This is a genomic window from Rhizobium sp. O111 (genome assembly GCF_055616315.1).
This window is the reverse complement of the sequence record NZ_JBSHXL010000001.1, coordinates 559,797-577,852: the sequence shown is the minus strand read 5'-3', so window position 1 is coordinate 577,852 and position 18,056 is coordinate 559,797. Positions and strand designations below refer to the sequence as shown.

The window sequence follows — 18,056 nt, the reverse complement described above, 5'->3', positions numbered from 1 at the left end:
TTCTATGCCCCTTAGAAGATTGCTTCTCACCGCCTCGCTTCCCGCGCTGATGGCCTTCTCGGCCATGCCGGCTTCGGCCGAAACGCTGAAGGTCGTGGCCTCGTTCACCGTGCTGGCCGATGTCGTCAGCCAAGTCGGCGGCGACCATGTCGAGGTCAAGAGCCTCGTCGGGCCAAACGGCGACCCCCATGAATTCGAGCCGTCGCCCACTGACGCCAAGAACCTGAAGGCCGCCAAGGTCACCTTCGTCAGCGGCGAAGGGCTGGAAGGCTGGATGGACCGGCTCATTGCGGCATCGGGCTACAAGGGCACGCCGGTGACCGTTTCCGAGGGTGTGAAGACGCGCACCATGGAAGAGGACGGCAAAACGGTGACCGATCCGCATGTCTGGAACAGCCCCATCAGCGTCAAGGTCTGGGTCGCCAACATCGAGAAGGCGCTTTCATCGGCCGATCCTGCCGATGCGGCGGCGTTCAAGGCCAATGCCGAGGCCTACACCAAGAAGCTCGACGAGATGGACGCCTATGCCAAGGCGAAGTTCAAGGACATTCCCGAGGATCATCGCAAGGTGCTGACCAGCCATGACGCCTTCGGCTATTTCGGCCGGGAGTATCATGTGAGCTTCCTGGCGCCGCTCGGCGTTTCCACGGAGAGCGAGGCATCGGCGGCTGAAGTGGCCCAGCTGATCGAGCAGATCAAGGCTGAGCACGTGAAGACCTATTTCTTCGAGAACTCCAACGATCCGCGCCTCGTCAAGCAGATCGCCAAGGCAACGGGGGCAGAGCCCGGCGGCGAGCTCTATGTGGAATCGCTCTCGGATGCCAAGGGCCCGGCATCCACCTATGAGAAGATGTTCCGCTACAATGTCGACCAGATTTCCGCCGCGATGCGCAAGGGCAGCTGACGACGGAAACCGAGACGTTCGACCTGCGGGATCAGACCTGCAGGTCGAAGACGATCAGGCCGCCGAGGCCGCCATCGAGCGACGAGACGATGCGCTCGCCGACGGCGACATGCTCGGGATGGATGAGATAGGCGTCGCGCGCCTCCGGGCTTTCGAAGGTGACGGCAAAGCCATCGACAAAGCCGGCATGCAGGCCCTCGGGCGAGACGTTCGGGCCGTATTTGATATCCAGAATACCCGGAATGACCTGCTTCAGCGCGACGATCTGCTCGAATAAGGACTGCTTCTCTTCGCCCGTGATGGCCGATTTCAGCCGCATCAGCACTGAGTGCAGGATCATATGTTGCCTCCCGACATGTTGTTATCCGCAAAGCATAGTGGGAATGCGGCTGCGGGCAAGATGCAAAGATTAGCCATGGAAAAAGGCGCGACCGGTGACCGGCCGCGCCTTCTGATCAATGATTGCCGAGCCGCGATCAGGCGGCGGAGCGACCTGCGAAAGACGACGTCAGGCGATCTGCGAGTGCGCGGGCCGGCGACTGCACCGGACGCGAGCTTGACGTGGCGGCGCTGACGGCGCGGTCGTCGAGCTTGAACTGCGACAGCAGTTCCAGCAGGGTCGCCGCCTGGGTTGCCAGACCGTGGCTTGCAGCGGTTGCTTGCTCCACCATGGCCGCGTTCTGCTGGGTGCCCTGGTCCATGAGATTGACCGAGGTGTTGATCTCGGAAAGGCCGGTCGACTGTTCGCGCGAGGAGAGCACGATCGACTGGACGTTGCGGTTGATCTCCTGCACTTCTGAGACGATCTCCTGAAGCGCCTGACCGGTGCGACCGACGAGATCGACGCCGCCGCGCACCTGGTCGCCGGATTTGGTGATCAGCTGCTTGATCTCCTTGGCGGCGTTTGCCGAACGCTGGGCGAGTTCACGCACTTCCTGGGCCACGACCGCAAAGCCCTTGCCGGCTTCACCGGCGCGCGCCGCTTCGACGCCTGCGTTCAGCGCAAGCAAGTTGGTCTGGAAGGCGATGTCATCGATGACGCCGATGATGTTCGAGATCTGGCTCGACGACTGCTCGATCTCCTGCATGGCATCCACCGCTTCGCGGACGATCTCGCCGGAGCGCTCGGCGCCGGCCTGGGTGCGCTTGACCAGCTCGCCGGCGTCACCTGCGCGGCCGGCAGAATCCTTGACCGCGGTCGTGACCTGTTCGAGTGCCGCTGCCGTCTCTTCGACGGAGGCTGCCTGCTGCTCGGTGCGGCGGGAGAGATCGTCGGCCGATGCCTTGATCTCGGCTGCGCCGGCATCGATCATCCGGGCATTCTCGCCAACGGTGCGCAGCGTTTCCTGCAGGCGGCCGATTGATTCATTGTAGCTGATGCGCAGTGCGTCCAGCTGGTCGGCGAAGGGCGTTTCGAGACGGTAGGTCATGTCGCCATCCGACAGGCGCTGCAGGCCGACGCCGAGGCCATCGACGGCAAAGCGGACCTCTTCGGCTTCACGCGCCTTCTGGGCTTCGCGAGCAATCCGCTCGTTTTCGCTGAGGCCGCGATTGGCTTCCGTTTCGCGCTCCAGGCGTTCGCGCTCCAGCGCGTTGTTGCGGAAGACGGCGACAGCGGCTGCCATTTCGCCGATCTCGTCCCGGCGGGCGCCGTGCGGGATCTCGTGGCTGTTGTCGCCCGATGCAAGCTGGTTCATCGCGCCGGTGATGTCGCTGATCGGACGCGCCACGCGGAAGAAGGAGATGAAGGCGGCAACGATGGCGAGCAGAGCGGCGATCGCGACGGCCGTGAAGGTCGAGATCCGGGCGAAGCTGACGACATCGCTGGAGATCGCAATCGACTGCGCCGCCAGATCCTTGTTGTTGTCCACCACGCCCTTGATGATGCCGCTGGCTTCGATGCCGATCGGATCCATGTTCTCGACCATGAACGGCTTCAGGTTCGCCTGCTCGCCTGAGGTCGCCATCTTCGCGATCGTCGCGCCGAACTCGTCATAGGCGCGGAAGTCCTTCTTCAGCGTCTCGACCTTGGCGCGGGTGGCCGGCAGCGTGACGCGGGTCTCGAAGGAGTTGAGTGCCTCATCGCGGATGGCACGCGCGTCGTCCACCGCCTTCTGGTGCGCCGCGATTTCCTGCGGGCCGGTCGCCGACAGCATGGCCGTGACATTGCGGCGCTGATCGCCGAAGCTCTTGTCGAGCGCCGCCAGGAAGGCGTTGCCGGTCATGTTGCGGACCATCAGCTGCGACTGCGTTTCCAGATTGGAAATGGAATTGAGCGCCAAGCCGCCCTGAATGACACCCAAGACAACAACGCCGCCAAAGAGCGCTGGTATCAGTGTCCTGATCTTCAAATTCATCATCGTAAGCCCCGGTCTTTCTTCAATCTTTTTCGATCTGGCCCTCCTCAACCGCTGACAGGTTTGACAAATCGCAATTTAGAAATACTTACCGGACGGGTTGTTGCGGCGAAATGTAGCAAGTCCTTGTAGTCGCGTAGGCAGGTATACAGCGCGATAGATCACGGCTTCGAGATGGCCGTTTCGGGCGGAAAAACCGTCGTAAACGGGACGACGTTGGCGACATTCTCCTCTAAGCTGCGACGCATGACCGCACGGGAAGAGGAGCCCGCGTGGACCGCAGCATTTTCAACGGAGGAGATGAAAATGAGCAAGAACCGTGGCGTCGTCTACATGCGGCCCGGCGTTGTCGAAATCCATGACATCGATGATCCCAAGCTCGAGGCACCCGATGGGCGCCGCATCGAGCATGGCGTGATCCTGAAGGTGATCTCGACCAATATCTGCGGATCGGACCAGCACATGGTGCGCGGCCGGACCACGGCGATGCCGGGGCTGGTTCTCGGCCATGAAATCACCGGCCAGATCATCGAAAAGGGCATCGATGTCGAGATGCTCGAGGTCGGCGACATCGTCTCGGTGCCGTTCAACGTCGCCTGCGGCCGCTGCCGCTGCTGCAAGTCGCAAGACACCGGCGTCTGCCTCACCGTCAACCCGTCACGCGCCGGCGGTGCCTATGGCTATGTCGACATGGGCGGCTGGATCGGCGGCCAGGCGCGCTACGTGACCATCCCCTATGCCGACTTCAACCTCCTGAAATTCCCGGATCGCGACCGGGCGATGGAGAAGATCCGCGATCTCACCATGCTTTCCGACATCCTGCCAACGGGCTTCCACGGTGCGGTGCGCGCAGGCGTCGGCGTCGGCTCGACCGTCTATGTCGCGGGCGCCGGTCCGGTTGGGCTTGCGGCTGCCGCTTCCGCCCGCATCCTGGGTGCTGCCGTCGTGATGATCGGCGACTTCAACAAAGATCGCCTGGCGCATGCCGCTCGCGTCGGCTTCGAGCCGATCGATCTGTCGAAGAGCGACCGGCTGGGCGACATGATCGCGCAGGTGACCGGGAGCAACGAGGTGGACAGCGCGATCGACGCCGTCGGCTTCGAGGCACGCGGGCACTCTGGCGGCGAGCAGCCGGCGATCGTCTTGAACCAGATGATGGACATCACCCGCGCCGCCGGCTCGATCGGCATTCCCGGCCTCTACGTGACCGAAGACCCCGGTGCCGTCGACAGTGCCGCCAAGACCGGCAACCTGTCGCTGCGCTTCGGGCTCGGCTGGGCGAAGGCGCAATCCTTCCACACCGGCCAGACGCCGGTGCTGAAGTATAACCGGCAGCTGATGCAGGCCATCCTCCACGACCGCCTGCCGATCGCCGATATCGTCAACGCCAAGGTGATCCCGCTCGAAGAGGCCGTTCAGGGCTATGAGAGCTTCGACCACGGGGCCGCGACGAAGTTCGTGCTCGACCCGCATGGGGATGTGGCGAAGGCGGCTTGAGGGATATGAGGATGAGGGGGTGGCTGGCGTTAGCGCGTGTGGCCCCCTCATCCGCCCTTCGGGCACCTTCTCCCCGTTGGGGAGAAGAGACTCTTGGCGGGCCGCTCGCTCCATCTCCCCTTCGCCCCAACGGGGAGAAGGTGGCCCGAAGGGTCGGATGAGGGGGCCGCACCCGCTGAGTTAGCCATTTTTTACACCACACACATGCGTTTCCTCCGGCAGGTGATGGTCAGCACGCTCGAATGCCATCAGAGGCAGTTTACCTGACCTACTGCTGCATAAGCTGCCACTGGAAATGCTTGCAGTCCGATGGCGAACACCAACCCATGACAGGCTGCCAGAAACCACGCGCTTTCTCGAAGCTGCGGGCGGCTTATGGAAGCGATGAGGACCGCGAAGCTGGAGAATCCCACAGCAAGCCAGATAAAGGTTAGTGGCGGAAAATATATCATGATGATCGGAAAGCAGCTTCCAAACGTATAGTCACCTGCTGTCATGTAGGACCATGCACTCACCGCTATCCAAAATAGCGCATGCATGAGCACCGTAGCTGGTCTCCATAAGCATCGGTATCGCACGATCTGCCTCCATTGGTTTGGCTGAGACAGCGATACAATCTTGACGATAACTGCGCAATAACTGCAATTCCTACAAGGTGGTCGAACTCCTTCGACAATTAACCCAGTCCGCTGATCATCGGACCTACTGTGTGGCCCCCTCACCCTACCCTCTCCCCGAGGGGAAGAGGCGCGCGCCACAAGCCCCTTCTCCCCAGCGGAGATGAGGGGGCTGCTGGCGATGAGGCTGACTCTTCGATCAAGCTCCTTCGACGCGTCTACCCACCCCACCCAACCTCTCCGCCACCTCAAACAGCGCCGGCACCGCCGGATTGGTCGACGCAGCCGAGGCGCAGAGCACGATGTCGAACTCCGGCGCATCCACAATCGGCCGCGAGACCAGCCCTTCCGCCAAGTCCGCGCACAAAGACTGCGGGATGAGCGCGATGCCCAGGCCTTCGGCCACCAGGCGGATGATGGTGTGTTGCAGGCGGGGTTCGAGCGCGAAATGCGGGACGACGCCTGGGGAGGCGCAGTAGTTGCGGATGGCGTCGCGCAGCGTCGGCGTCACGCTTGCGGGGGCGGCGATCAGGCGTTCGCTTGCGAGGTCGGTTGGGCCGGCGATGTCGAGTTTCGCCAGGCGGTGATCTCGCGGCACGATCAAACGCAGGCGGTCGCGGGCGAGAAGCGTGGTGCGAAGATGCGTGGCCGGGCTGCCGCCGAAGGTGACGGCGGCGTCGAGGTGGCCTTCGATCAGCATCTCCTCGATATCGGTCGGTATGCGCTCCTCGAGCACGAGGCGGACATCCGGCCGCTTTTCGGAGTACAGCCGCACCAGCGCCGGGACGACGCTGTAGGCGGCGTTCATCATGAAGCCGAGCTTCAACTCGCCCTTCACGCCGGATGCGACCAGCTGCACATCGCGGCAGGCGGCATCGAAATGGGCGAGCACCGCGCGGCACTCCTCCAGAAAATGCTTGCCCGCCGCCGTCAGCGCGACGTTGCGGGAATTGCGCTCGAAGAGGCGGGCGCCGAGCGTCTTCTCGATCGCGGCGATCTGGCGGCTGAAGGGCGGCTGGCTCATGTTCATGCGTGCCGCCGCGTGGCCGAAGTGCAGCGTCTCGGCGAGCGCCACGAAATAGCGCATGTGGCGCGTGTCCATTTCATACCTCTGAGGTATCAATCAGCAATGATATCGACATTGGATTATATCGATATCAGGGGCTAGACAATCGTCTTTGCAACCTGAGCTCCTTCCCCAATGCTGACCAATCTCCTCATCGTGCTCCCCATCTTCGCGCTGATCCTGACCGGATGGATCGCGCGCAAGACAGACGCGCTCGGCCCCAATGCGACGCGCGAGGTGAACCGGTTGGTGGTCTATCTGGCGCTGCCGGCTCTGCTTTTCGACATCATGGCCAACGCCAAGCTCTCACAGATCTGGCAGCCGGGCTTCATCCTCGCCTTCACTTCCGGCTGTGCCATCATCTTCTGCGCGACGCTCTGGTGGCGGATGGCGAAGGGCCGGCATCTGGCGGATGCGGCGATCGATAGCCTCAACGCCAGCTACGCCAATACAGGCTTCGTCGGCTTTCCGCTGGTACTCTCGATCGTTGGCGACAACGGCATGGCGCCGACCCTGATCGCGACGATCGTCACCGTCTGCGTGCTCTTCGCCGTCGCCATCGTCCTGATCGAGGGCGGGCTGCAATCGGAGACGCGGCGGCGCGATATCGCCCGGAAGACATTTCTCTCGCTGGCCAAGAACCCGCTGTTGATCGCGCCGGTGCTGGGGGCGCTGTTCATGGTCTCGGGTGTGGCGCTGCCGGCGCCGGTGCATGCGTTTCTAAAACTTCTCGGCGGCGCGGCTTCTCCCTGCGCGCTGATTGCGCTTGGGTTGTTCCTAGCGGGATCGAAGGCGGGGGCTGCGACCGAGCGGGCGGCGACGGCCGGCATTCTCGTCGGGCTGAAGCTGGTTGCGCAGCCTTTGGTAACATGGGTCATCGCCGGGCCGCTGCTGCAGCTGCCGCCGATTGCGGTGCATACCTGCGTTCTCTTGGCGGCGCTGCCGACGGGGACCGGGCCGTTCATGCTGGCGGAGTTTTATGGGCGGGAGGCGAGTTTGACGGGACGCGTGGTGCTCGCCTCGACGGTGCTGTCGATCGGGACGATTTCGGCTTATCTGGCGGTTGCGGGGTGAGCGGCCGGTAAGAAATGTTTTGCCGTGTGGCCCCCTCATCCGCCCTTCGGGCACCTTCTGCCCTATGGGGCGAAGGGAAGATGGAGCAAGCGGGCCGCCACGAGTCCCTTCTCCCCAGCGGGGAGAAGATGCCGGCAGGCAGATGAGGGGGCGGCAGGTGAGAGGTCTAAGATAGTAATTTCAGATGGATAGCTGGGAGCCCGGAGCCCCCTCATCCGACCCTTCGGGCCACCTTCTCCCCGTTGGGGAGAAGGGGAAGCCGAGCAAGGGAAGCCTCCCCCACCCTACCGCTTCTTGAACGGCTCCATGCCCTTTCGCGCCAACTCGTCGGCGCGTTCGTTTTCCGGGTGGCCGGCGTGGCCCTTGACCCAGTGCCACTTGACCTTGTGGCGCTGGTTGGCGGCGTCCAGCGCCTGCCAGAGTTCGCCGTTCTTCACCGGCTTCTTGTCCGCGGTCTTCCAGCCGTTCTTCTTCCAGCCGAAGATCCACTTGGAGATGCCGTCCATGACGTATTTGCTGTCGGTGTGGAGATCGACCTCGCAGGCGCTTTTCAGTGCCGTCAGCGCCGAGATGGCGGCCAAAAGTTCCATGCGGTTGTTGGTCGTTTCCGCCTCGCCGCCGCAGAGCTCCTTTTCGACCTCGCCATAGCGCAGCACCGCGCCCCAGCCGCCGGGGCCGGGATTTCCGGAGCAGGCGCCGTCGGTGTAGATATCGACGTGCTTCATGGCGTGAGCCCGTATTCGGCGGCGGATTTGATCTGCCGGTGGAAGCGCAGCTTGCGCAGGTATTCGAGCGGGTCCTTCTTCGTCACCATCGCGCCCTCGGGCGTCATCAGCCAGTCGTAGAGGCGGGTAAGGAAGAAGCGCAGCGCCGAGCCGCGCGAGAGGATCGGAAGTGCCTGAAGTTCGGCGTCGCTCAGCGGGCGCACGCTGGTATAGCCTTCGAGCATGGCCATGCCCTTGGTGATGTTATAGGCACCGTCCTTTTCGAAGCACCAGGCGTTGAGGATGATCGAGACGTCGTAGGCGAGCAGGTCGTTGCAAGCGAAGTAGAAATCGATCAGGCCCGAGAGATCATCGCCCAGGAAGAAGACGTTGTCGGGGAAGAGATCGGCGTGGATGACGCCGGAAGGGAGATCCTTCGGCCAGCTTGCCGCGAGAAAATCGAGCTCGCCGCGGATTTCGGCCTGCAGGCCCTTCTCGACCTCGTCGGCGCGGGCTTCAGACTTGTCCCACAGTACCTGCCAACCATCGACGGAGAGCGCGTTGGGGCGCTTGAGGTCGAAACCTTCGCCGGCGAGGTGCATGTGCGCCAACGCCTTGCCCACTTCGCGGCAATGCTTGGCTTCCGGCTTGCGCAGCCACATGCCTTCGAGGAAGGAGATGAGGGCAGCGGGGCGATCCGACAGCTGGCCGAGCAGCGCGCCATCCTTGCGCGGCAGCGGCAGCGGGCAGGACAGGCCGCGGGCGGACAGATGCTGCATCAGGCCGAGGAAGAACGGCAGGTCGCTTTTCTCGACGCGCTTTTCGTAGAGCGTCAGGATCAGCGGGTCCTTTGAGGTATGCAGCAGGAAGTTGCTGTTTTCGACGCCCTCGGCGATGCCCTTGTAGGACAACAGCGTGCCGGCGTCATATTCCGTCAGGAACCACTTCAGATCGTCTTCGGAGATATCGGTGTAGACTGCCAAGGCGGGCTCTCGTTTTCGGTTTGGTGCTTCGGTCGGCTTCGGGCGGTGCAGATGATACCCCCCTCTGCCCTGCCGGGCATCTCCCCCACAAGGGGGGAGATTGATCCGTGGTGGGGGTTTCCCCAAACAATTGATCTTGCAGCGAGCGGCGTCCCTCAGCCGATCTCTCCCCTTGTGGGGGAGATGTCCGGCAGGACAGAGGGGGTGGCCCACCCTCCGACCGCCAATTACCCGTTGACGAAGGCCATATCCGCCGTCGTCAGCTCGATGTCGCGCAGCTCGCGGTTGACGAGGAAGTGCTCGTTTTCCTGAACCGTTTCGGCAAGCTCGACCTTGGCATCGAACCGGGCGCGAAAAGCCTCGATGATCTCGTTGACGATGACCTCGGGGGCCGAGGCGCCGGCGGAGAGGCCGAGCGTGCCGACGGGGCCGATATCGTCCCAATCGAGCTCGGAGGCGCGCTGCACCAGGATCGATTTCTTCGCCCCTGCCCTGAGCGCCACTTCGACGAGGCGCTTGGAGTTGGACGAATTGGGCGCGCCGACGATGATGAAGAGATCGCAGCCGGGGGCCGCCTGCTTGACGACTTCCTGGCGGTTGGTCGTCGCGTAGCAGATCGAATCGGCCGATGGCGCCGTCAGGTTCGGGAAGCGCTCCTGCAGGCGGGCGATGACGCCGGCGGTGTCGTCGACAGACAACGTGGTCTGCGTGACATAGCCGAGATTGTCGGGATCGGCAGGCTCGTAGAGATCGACATCGGCGATGGTTTCGACCAGCGAGACAGCGCCTTCAGGGAGCTGGCCCATGGTGCCGATCACCTCGGGGTGGCCGGCATGGCCGATCAGGACCACGTGGCGGCCGAGCTTGTTGTGGCGCATGGCCTGCTTGTGGACCTTGGAGACCAGCGGGCATGTGGCGTCGAGATAGAAGAGGTTGCGAGTGGTCGCATCCTCGGGCACCGATTTCGGCACGCCGTGGGCGGAGAAGACGACCGGCTGGGCGCGATGCTCTTCCGGGATCTCGTTCAGCTCCTCGACGAAGACCGCACCCTTGGCTTCCAGGCCTTCGACGACATAGCGGTTATGAACAATCTCGTGCCTGACATAGACGGGCGCGCCATAGGATTTCAGCGCCAGAACGACGATCTGGATCGCCCGGTCGACGCCGGCGCAAAAGCCGCGCGGCCCGCAGAGCCTGATCGTCAGTGGAGGTTTCGCCGCAATATTCATGTCTTTTCCGGTTGATGCAGATGTGCGTCTCTAGCCCAATATAGGCAGAAATTGAAGCGATACTATTGCGCCGGCGGATTGCCGCGCTTGCGCAAGCGCGCGACGACGACGATCACGACCAGCGTTAAGGCCAGGCCATACCAGGTGAAGGCGTATTGCAGGTGGTTGTTGGGCAGGTCGACCTCGGTGACGCCGCCGATCGGCATGCCCTTGGGATTGGGCGTGTCATCGGCATCGACGAAGAAGGGCACGACCGCAGCCTTGTCGAGCCCGGTGCTCGAGGCCATGACGTCGAGATCCTTCCAATAGAAGATGTTCTTGGCGACGTCGTTGTCAGGCACGACCCATGACGGCTTGCCGGGGAGTTTGCCGCGAGCGAGACCGTTGACGGTCTGCTCGCCCGTCAGCTGGCCCTGCATGCGCATTTCCGGTTCCTTGTTATCATAGGGCACGAAGCCGCGATTGACGAAGAGGAAGCGGCCGTCTGAAAGCTGCAGCGGCGTATAGACATAAAAGCCGGTCTGGCCGCGCCAGGTGGCGAAGAAGTGGCGTTCGCGGCTGTTGTCGTAGACGCCGGTCGCGGTGACGCGGCGGTATTCGATATCCTCGCCCTTGGCGGCCATGGCCTCGATCTCGGACAAGGGGACCACGGGGGCCGCGAGGCGGGCGGCGATATCGGCGAGCAGGCCTTCTTTCCAGTGCAGCCGCTCGACCTGCCAGGTGCCGAGCGCGATCAGGATGGCGAGTGCTACGAGGACCGCGATGGCGGTCAGGACCGATCGCGTGCGGCGGGGGGCTGCGGCTGTGGCATCAATCACGGGAGAGACGTCCTTCACGGGCATTGTGGCGATACTGCATGGCGATCAAAATGCCCTTGCACCAACGCAGCGCCAAGAGCGAGAGGATGATCGTCAGCGGCGCGAAGAGCAGGATGTGCAGCCAGATCGGCGGCGAATAGTTCACTTCCAGCCACAGCACCGAGCCGATGACGATGAAGCCGACGATCAGGATGACGAAGACGGCCGGGCCATCGCCGGCGTCGGCAAAGGCATAATCGAGGCCGCAGGCGGCGCAGCGCGGCTTCAGGCCCAGCAAGCCATTGAAAAGCTTGCCATTGCCGCAGCGCGGGCAGCATCCGCGAATACCTGTTTTCAAAGGATCCACAGGTGGGAAATGCGCGCTGTCTTCGTTCATGCTATCCTCCCGACGCGGTGAGTCACCGCCTTAAAGTCACCCATAATGTAATCGCAATACGAAGTGAAATGCCTGCGCGATTTCGCCTCACTGATTCGCGCCAAACAAAAGAAGAAAACACATGTCCGAGGAAAACCCCGCCGCTCAGATCGTTATTCTGAACGGCGCACCGCGCAGCGGAAAATCATCGATCGCCAAGGCGATCCAGGACGAGTTCGACGGCCCGTGGATGAACATCGGCGTCGATGCCTATAACGCCATGACGCCCGAGCGCTATCTGCCGGGCATCGGCCTGCGGCCCGGCGGTGAACGGCCCGATCTGGAAGACGCGGTGCCGTTCTTCTACGCCGCCCTCTACGAGACCATCGCCATCCATGTCGGCCTCGGCCTCAACGTCGTCGCCGATCTCGGGCACCACGATTTCTACTCGCAACCGCTCGGCATTCTCGCCGACTGCGCCCGCAGGCTGGAAGGTTTTCCGGTTCTGTTTGTCGGCGTGCACTGCCCGATCGACACGATCATGCGCCGCCGCGAAATCCGCATGCCGGGCCGCGAGGGGCTCTACGACCAGGCAAGCGCAGAAGACCCGATCCCCGATTCGGTGCAGCGCTGGCAGGACCATGTGCACCAGCCGGGCATCTACGATCTGGAAGTGGACACGTCGCTTCTGACGCCGCTGGAATGCGCGGAGATCATCCGGCAGACGCTGGATATCGGGATTGCGAGGCCGTCGGCGTTCGAACGGATCGCGGAAGCGCGGTAGGGGCGAGACGGTAGAAGCAGACTTCGTACGCAAGTGAACCGTGGGTGCAGCTAACTCAGCATCCGGAGCCCCCTCATCCGCCCTTCGGGCACCTTCTCCCCGGCGGGGAGAAGGGAAAAGCGGCACCCTCTGCGCGATCTTCCCCTCTCCCCTCGGGGAGAGGGCAGGGTGAGGGGGCCACTGGTGAGACGAAGCTAAGGGCCGAAACCTCTGAAATAAAAAAATGCGGAGCCACCTCTCGATGGTTCCGCATTTTGCATTTCAGGCGGCCTCTGCAGACCGTCTTTCCGCAGCCCTCACCCGGCCGCGAGCGGTACGCCCCAGCCGCCCCAGACGTAGATCGAGAAGAACAGGAAGAGCCAGACCACGTCGACGAAGTGCCAGTACCAGGCGGCCGCTTCGAAGCCGAAGTGTTGCTTGGGGGTGAAATCGCCGCGTATGGCGCGGATCAGGCAGACGATCAGGAAGATCGTGCCGACGAGCACGTGGAAGCCGTGGAAGCCGGTCGCCATGAAGAAGGTGGCGCCGTAGATCGAGTTCTTGAAGGCGAACGGCGCGTGAGCGTATTCATAGGCCTGGACGCTGGAGAAGAGCACGCCGAGCAGCACAGTCAGCGTCAGGCCCTGGATGAGGCCCTTGCGGTCGTTGTGCAGCAGCGCGTGGTGCGCCCAGGTGACCGTGGTGCCCGAGAGCAGCAGGATGACGGTGTTGTAGATCGGCAGGTGCCAGGGGTCGAGCACCTCGATGCCCTTCGGCGGCCACTGACCACCGGTGAAGGCCAGACGCGAGGCCTGGATGGCTTCGTGCGGATAGAGGCTGGCGTCGAAATAGGCCCAGAACCAGGCCACGAAGAACATCACCTCCGAGGCGATGAACATGATCATGCCGTAGCGCAGATGCAGCGAGACGACGCGGGTGTGGGCGCCCTCATGGGCTTCCTTGACGGTATCGGCCCACCAGCCGAACATCACGTAAAGAACGACCGCAAGACCGATGAAGAACAGCCAGGGATGGGCCCATTCGATGCCGAAGATGTGCAGCGAGCCGCCGTTGAGATAGCGCATGTAGCCGACGCCGCCGAAGGTCATGACGAAGGCGCCGAACGACGCCAATATCGGCCACGGGCTCGGATCTATGATGTGATAATCGTGGTGTTTCTGATGCGCTTCGGCCATTTGGACTCCCCCGGACCTATCCTCTCCGCTCCGGCTTAGCCGGAAACGAACCCAGTATCAAAGTTTCTTTTCAAGCGTTTGCGTTCCATCCTCGCGCGAAGCCACCGGCTTCGGTCCTTCCTTCGGATAGAACGTGTAAGACAAGGTGACCGTGTGGATATCCTTGGATTCCACGGCCTTGACGATATCGGCATCGATGTAGAAGACGACAGGCATGTCCAGCTTCTCGCCCGGCTGCAGCACGGTCTCGTTGAAGCAGAAGCACTGCACCTTGTTGAAATAGACACCCGCCTCGCCCGGCGTGACATTGAACACGGCCTGGCCGCGCTGCGGCTGATCTGACTTGTTGACGGCGGTGAAATTCACCTGGATCGTTTCGCCGATGCGCGGATTGACCTCGCGCTCGACGGGCTTGAACTCCCAATCCAGCCCCGGCGCGACATTGGCATCGAAGGTGACGCGCATCTTGCGGTCGAGGATGACAGTCGAGGCCTGCTCGACGCGCTGCGTCGTGCCGTTATAGCCGGTGAGCTGACAGAACATGCGATAGAGCGGCACGGCGGCATAGCTTGCCGCGCCCATGCCGAAGACGAAGGCAAGGCACATGAAAACGACGGCGCCATTGTTGCGCGGTTTTCTCGGCGTGCTTTGCGCTTCGCTCATCTCATGCCCTCAAGTGAATTTCACGATGGTTATGGCGTAGAAAATGACGACCAGAGCGGCCAGCACGAGGCCGAGCGCAACGTTGCGGTTGCGGCGAGACTTGCGCTGGGCCTCGGTGAGCTTGACGGTCTCGATCAAAGGCCGGCTCCCCAATGCGTCATCAGGAACGACGCCAGGCGGTCGAACATCAGCGCCGAGAAGATGGCGAAGAGATAGAAGATCGAATAGGCGAAGAGCTTCTTGGCCGGAACCATCTTCTCGTCGCCATCGGGCATGCGCCAGCAGATGACGGACCAGTAGATGAAGACGGCGCTGAGCAGGCCGGCGACGACGCCATAGCCGGTGCTGGCAAAGCCGAGGAAGGTTGGCGCGACGGCGCTGAACGCGGTCAGAACGGCATAGACGACGATCTGGTTCTTGGTGGTGCGCTCGCCCGAGACATTCGGCAGCATTGGCACGCCGACGGACTGATAATCGCGCATCTTGAACAGCGCCAGCGCCCAGAAGTGGGCCGGCGTCCAGAGGAAGATGATGAGGAAGAGGACCGTGCTTTCGATGGTGACGCTATCGGTCACGCAGGCCCAGCCGATCATCGGGGGGAAAGCACCGGCCGCACCGCCGATGACGATGTTCTGCGGCGTCGAGCGCTTCAGCCACATCGTGTAGACGACGGCGTAGAAGAAGATGGTGAAGGCGAGGATCGAGGCTGCGAGCCAATTGACGGCGAGCCCGAGGATCGACACGGAAAAGCAGGAGAGCACGAGACCGAAGGCGAGCGCCTCGTTGGGGGCGATACGGCCGGCCGGGATCGGGCGCTTGGCGGTGCGGGTCATCACCGCATCGATATCGGCGTCATACCACATGTTGAGCGCGCCGGATGCACCAGCGCCGACGGCGATGCAGAGCACCGCGATGATGCCGATGATCGGGTTGATGTGGCCGGGCGCCACGATCAGGCCGGCGAATGCGGTGAAGACCACAAGCGACATGACGCGCGGCTTGAGAAGCTCGAAGTAATCGCGGGCGCTGGCTTCCGACATGCGAAATTCGCTGTCGTCTCCTAGGCTGCTGCGATCGTCGATGACTGTCATTGGTATTGTCCTGAAAACTGAACGGTGACCGCCGCGCTCCTCCGGCGGCGGTCACGATGTCTCGCATCCATTTACTTGATGCGCGGGAGCTGTTCCCATTGGTGATAAGGGGGTGGCGAGGAAAGCTGCCACTCGAGGGTCGTAGCACCCTCACCCCACGGATTGTCTCCGGCGACGCGCTTCTTGGCGAAGGCTTCGAACACGCCGAAGAGGAAGATCAGAACGCCGAAGGCCGAAATGTAGGAGCCGATCGAGGACACGTAGTTCCAGCCGGCGAAGGCGTCCGGATAGTCGATATAGCGGCGCGGCATGCCGGCGAGGCCGAGGAAGTGCTGCGGGAAGAACACCAGGTTGACGCCGATGAACATGACCCAGAAGTGCAGCTTGCCGATGAACTCGTTGTACATGTAGCCGGTCATCTTCGGGAACCAGTAGTACCAGCCAGCGAAGATGGCGAAGACGGCGCCGAGCGACAGAACGTAGTGGAAGTGCGCCACGACGTAATAGGTGTCGTGCAGCGAACGGTCGAGACCGGCATTTGCCAGCTGCACGCCGGTGACGCCACCGACCGTGAACAGGAAGATGAAGCCGATCGCCCAGACCATCGGCGTCGAGAAGGTGATCGAGCCACCCCACATCGTCGCGATCCAGGAGAAGATCTTCACGCCCGTGGGCACGGCGATGACCATCGTTGCGAAGACGAAATAGCGCTGCGCATCGAGCGACAGGCCAACCGTGTACATGTGATGCGCCCAGACGACGAAGCCGACGGCGCCGATCGCGACCATGGCGTAGGCCATGCCGAGATAGCCGAAGATCGGCTTCTTCGAGAAGGTCGAGATGATGTGGCTGACGATGCCGAAGCCCGGCAGGATCAGGATGTAGACCTCAGGGTGACCGAAGAACCAGAACAGGTGCTGGTAAAGGATCGGGTCGCCGCCGCCCTCGGGCACGAAGAAGGAAGTGCCGAAGTTGCGGTCGGTCAGCATCATGGTGATGGCGCCGGCGAGAACCGGGAGCGACAGCAGAAGCAGAAAGGCGGTGATCAGAACCGACCAGGCGAAGAGCGGCATCTTGTGCAGCGTCATGCCGGGAGCGCGCATGTTCAGGATCGTGGTGATGAAGTTGATCGCACCGAGGATCGACGACGCACCAGCGATGTGGAGCGCGAAGATCGCAAGATCGACCGCGGGACCCGGCGTACCCGTGCTCGAAAGCGGCGGATACATGGTCCAGCCACCGCCGGCACCATAAGCGCCAGCCGGGCCTTCGACGAACATCGACATGATGAGCAGAAGGAAGGCCGGAACGATGAGCCAGAAGGAGATGTTGTTCAAACGCGGGAAGGCCATATCCGGCGCGCCAATCATGATCGGCACCATCCAGTTGGCGAAACCGCCGATCATCGCCGGCATGACCATGAAGAAGATCATGATCAGCGCGTGCGCGGTGGTGAACATGTTGAACATCTGCTTGGCGCCGTCGATGGCGGCATCGCCTTCGTAACCATAGACCATGGCGGCAAGGCCATGGAAAATCTGGATACCGGGCTCCTGCAGCTCCATGCGCATGGCAACGGAGAGCGCGCCGCCGACGATGCCGGCCATGATCGCGAAGATCAGGTACAGCGTGCCGATGTCCTTGTGGTTGGTCGAAAAGAGCCAGCGATTGACGAAGCTCGGCTTGTGCGAGTGGTCGTGGTGATCGTCATGGGCGTGCGCGCCATGATCGTGATCATGCGAATGATCGTGTGCGGAAGGTCCAGCCATGTCCCGTTCCTTTTCCTTTACTGAGCGACGTTTTCGGCGACATCGAGGGTCTTTGCGGGACCATCGGTTTCAGCCATGAGGTTCTTGTAAGCACCCGGCAGGTCGGAGGCGGCGGACGCCATCCACTGCTTGTACTTGTCCTCGGAAACGACGCGAATTGCGATCGGCATGAACGCGTGGTCCTTGCCGCAGAGTTCGGAACACTGGCCGTAGAACAGGCCCTCGCGCTCGGCGCGGAACCAGGTTTCGTTCAGACGGCCGGGCACGGCATCGATCTTGACGCCGAAAGACGGCATCGCGAAAGCGTGAATGACGTCGGTCGGGGCCGCGGTCACGAGAACGCGCACCGTCTTGTTGACCGGCAGCACGAGTTCGTTATCGACGGCGAGAAGGCGCGGATACTTGGCCTTGTCTTCCTTGCCGGCGGCGGCGCGGTCCTGATCCTTCAGGAGATAGCTGTCGAAGGCGAGCGGATTGTCGCCCGAGCCCTCGTATTCATAATTCCACTGCCACTGCGTCGCGGTCGCCTTGATGGTGACATCAGGGTTCTCAGGAAGCGTTAGCTGGGCGGTCAAAAGATTGAACGACGGAACCGCCAGGAAGAGCAGCACCAGAACCGGTCCCACAGTCCAGGCGATCTCGATTGCCGTGTTGTGGCTTGTCTTTGATGGAACCGGGTTCGCACTGGCCCGGAAGCGAAGACAGACGATGATAAGAAGAGCGAGCACGAAGAGTGTCACGGGAACAATAAACCACAGCGTATATTGTTCGAACCAGTGAATATCGCGCATGATCGGCGTCGCGGCTGGCTGCAAAGTGGCCTGCCACGGCATCGGTTGGTCGGCATAACTGCCGGAAGCAAAAAGCAGACAGACCATCGCGGTCATGCCTGCATAGGCCTTCTTAATCACGTTTCATCTCCCTCGAGCGCTGACCCGCGTGCACTGCACGCAGAATCCTTGCCATCCTC

The 18,056-nt window shown here is 62.4% G+C and carries 18 protein-coding genes and 1 pseudogene; 4 read left to right on the top strand and 15 right to left on the bottom strand.

Going from position 1 to position 18,056, the window contains the following annotated elements; all coding sequences use genetic code 11:
- Positions 1 to 4: 4 nt before the first annotated feature.
- Positions 5 to 904, top strand: a complete 900-nt coding sequence (locus ACVTFQ_RS02865) for a metal ABC transporter solute-binding protein, Zn/Mn family (protein ID WP_111561911.1) — start codon at positions 5 to 7, stop codon at positions 902 to 904.
- A 31-nt stretch (positions 905 to 935) separates the two neighbouring features.
- On the opposite strand, the gene ACVTFQ_RS02860 is transcribed toward ACVTFQ_RS02865, so the two are convergent.
- The gene (locus ACVTFQ_RS02860; protein WP_111561910.1) at positions 936 to 1,244 is read right to left on the bottom strand and encodes a Dabb family protein; all 309 of its coding nucleotides are present in this window, start codon (positions 1,242 to 1,244) and stop codon (positions 936 to 938) included.
- A gap of 136 nt (positions 1,245 to 1,380) precedes the next feature.
- On the bottom strand, positions 1,381 to 3,264 hold the full coding sequence (locus ACVTFQ_RS02855) for a methyl-accepting chemotaxis protein (protein WP_111561909.1): 1,884 nt from the start codon (positions 3,262 to 3,264) through the stop codon (positions 1,381 to 1,383).
- Positions 3,265 to 3,567: 303 nt separating this feature from the next.
- Here ACVTFQ_RS02855 and fdhA point away from each other — a divergent pair, with 303 nt between their 5' ends.
- The gene (gene fdhA, locus ACVTFQ_RS02850) at positions 3,568 to 4,758 is read left to right on the top strand and encodes a formaldehyde dehydrogenase, glutathione-independent (RefSeq protein WP_111561908.1); all 1,191 of its coding nucleotides are present in this window, start codon (positions 3,568 to 3,570) and stop codon (positions 4,756 to 4,758) included.
- A gap of 31 nt (positions 4,759 to 4,789) precedes the next feature.
- On the opposite strand, the pseudogene ACVTFQ_RS02845 reads toward fdhA, so the two are convergent.
- A pseudogene (locus ACVTFQ_RS02845) lies at positions 4,790 to 4,946 on the bottom strand (endonuclease domain-containing protein); the annotation flags it as partial.
- 628 nt (positions 4,947 to 5,574) lie between these two features.
- Positions 5,575 to 6,477 (bottom strand): LysR family transcriptional regulator, encoded by a 903-nt coding sequence (locus ACVTFQ_RS02840; protein WP_111561906.1) that lies wholly within the window; start codon positions 6,475 to 6,477, stop codon positions 5,575 to 5,577.
- 99 nt (positions 6,478 to 6,576) lie between these two features.
- Here ACVTFQ_RS02840 and ACVTFQ_RS02835 point away from each other — a divergent pair, with 99 nt between their 5' ends.
- Positions 6,577 to 7,515 carry an AEC family transporter gene (locus tag ACVTFQ_RS02835; protein ID WP_112435948.1) on the top strand — a complete coding sequence of 313 codons (939 nt, stop codon included), beginning with the start codon at positions 6,577 to 6,579 and terminating at the stop codon, positions 7,513 to 7,515.
- A gap of 284 nt (positions 7,516 to 7,799) precedes the next feature.
- Here the strand turns inward: ACVTFQ_RS02835 and rnhA are convergent, their stop codons facing one another.
- The 5 genes from rnhA to ACVTFQ_RS02810 all read right to left on the bottom strand — a co-directional run bounded on the left by rnhA (position 7,800) and on the right by ACVTFQ_RS02810 (position 11,625).
- A complete protein-coding gene (rnhA, locus tag ACVTFQ_RS02830) occupies positions 7,800 to 8,240 on the bottom strand; it encodes a ribonuclease HI (protein ID WP_018902017.1) in 441 nt (146 codons plus the stop codon).
- Positions 8,237 to 9,202, bottom strand: coding sequence for a homoserine kinase (locus tag ACVTFQ_RS02825; RefSeq protein ID WP_111561904.1), 966 nt, complete (start codon positions 9,200 to 9,202; stop codon positions 8,237 to 8,239). The genes rnhA and ACVTFQ_RS02825 overlap by 4 nt, the downstream gene beginning before the upstream one ends.
- 227 nt (positions 9,203 to 9,429) lie before the next feature.
- Positions 9,430 to 10,431 carry a 4-hydroxy-3-methylbut-2-enyl diphosphate reductase gene (gene ispH / locus ACVTFQ_RS02820; protein ID WP_111561903.1) on the bottom strand — a complete coding sequence of 334 codons (1,002 nt, stop codon included), beginning with the start codon at positions 10,429 to 10,431 and terminating at the stop codon, positions 9,430 to 9,432.
- Between the two features lie 62 nt (positions 10,432 to 10,493).
- Positions 10,494 to 11,273: an SURF1 family protein gene (locus tag ACVTFQ_RS02815; RefSeq protein ID WP_111561902.1), complete on the bottom strand. Its 780-nt coding sequence runs from the start codon at positions 11,271 to 11,273 to the stop codon at positions 10,494 to 10,496.
- Positions 11,242 to 11,625: a DUF983 domain-containing protein gene (locus ACVTFQ_RS02810; RefSeq protein WP_047507915.1), complete on the bottom strand. Its 384-nt coding sequence runs from the start codon at positions 11,623 to 11,625 to the stop codon at positions 11,242 to 11,244. The genes ACVTFQ_RS02815 and ACVTFQ_RS02810 overlap by 32 nt, the downstream gene beginning before the upstream one ends.
- A 121-nt stretch (positions 11,626 to 11,746) precedes the next feature.
- Between ACVTFQ_RS02810 and ACVTFQ_RS02805 the strand changes: the two genes are divergently transcribed.
- Complete coding sequence (locus ACVTFQ_RS02805) at positions 11,747 to 12,388, top strand: chloramphenicol phosphotransferase CPT family protein (protein WP_111561901.1); 642 nt, start codon at positions 11,747 to 11,749, stop codon at positions 12,386 to 12,388.
- A 296-nt stretch (positions 12,389 to 12,684) separates the two neighbouring features.
- Here the strand turns inward: ACVTFQ_RS02805 and ACVTFQ_RS02800 are convergent, their stop codons facing one another.
- The 6 genes from ACVTFQ_RS02800 to coxB form a co-directional block, all read right to left on the bottom strand.
- A complete protein-coding gene (locus ACVTFQ_RS02800; protein ID WP_112435949.1) occupies positions 12,685 to 13,563 on the bottom strand; it encodes a cytochrome c oxidase subunit 3 in 879 nt (292 codons plus the stop codon).
- Between the two features lie 57 nt (positions 13,564 to 13,620).
- On the bottom strand, positions 13,621 to 14,226 hold the full coding sequence (locus ACVTFQ_RS02795; RefSeq protein WP_111561900.1) for a cytochrome c oxidase assembly protein: 606 nt from the start codon (positions 14,224 to 14,226) through the stop codon (positions 13,621 to 13,623).
- Between the two features lie 9 nt (positions 14,227 to 14,235).
- Positions 14,236 to 14,364, bottom strand: a complete 129-nt coding sequence (locus ACVTFQ_RS02790; RefSeq protein ID WP_018902030.1) for a hypothetical protein — start codon at positions 14,362 to 14,364, stop codon at positions 14,236 to 14,238.
- Entirely contained in the window at positions 14,361 to 15,317 is a 957-nt protein-coding gene (locus tag ACVTFQ_RS02785; RefSeq protein ID WP_111561899.1) for a heme o synthase, read from the bottom strand. Before ACVTFQ_RS02785 ends, ACVTFQ_RS02790 begins: the two co-directional genes overlap by 4 nt.
- Positions 15,318 to 15,388: 71 nt before the next feature.
- Positions 15,389 to 17,086, bottom strand: a complete 1,698-nt coding sequence (ctaD, locus tag ACVTFQ_RS02780; protein WP_111561898.1) for a cytochrome c oxidase subunit I — start codon at positions 17,084 to 17,086, stop codon at positions 15,389 to 15,391.
- A 17-nt stretch (positions 17,087 to 17,103) separates the two neighbouring features.
- The gene (gene coxB, locus ACVTFQ_RS02775; protein WP_018902033.1) at positions 17,104 to 17,997 is read right to left on the bottom strand and encodes a cytochrome c oxidase subunit II; all 894 of its coding nucleotides are present in this window, start codon (positions 17,995 to 17,997) and stop codon (positions 17,104 to 17,106) included.
- Positions 17,998 to 18,056 lie beyond the last annotated feature (59 nt).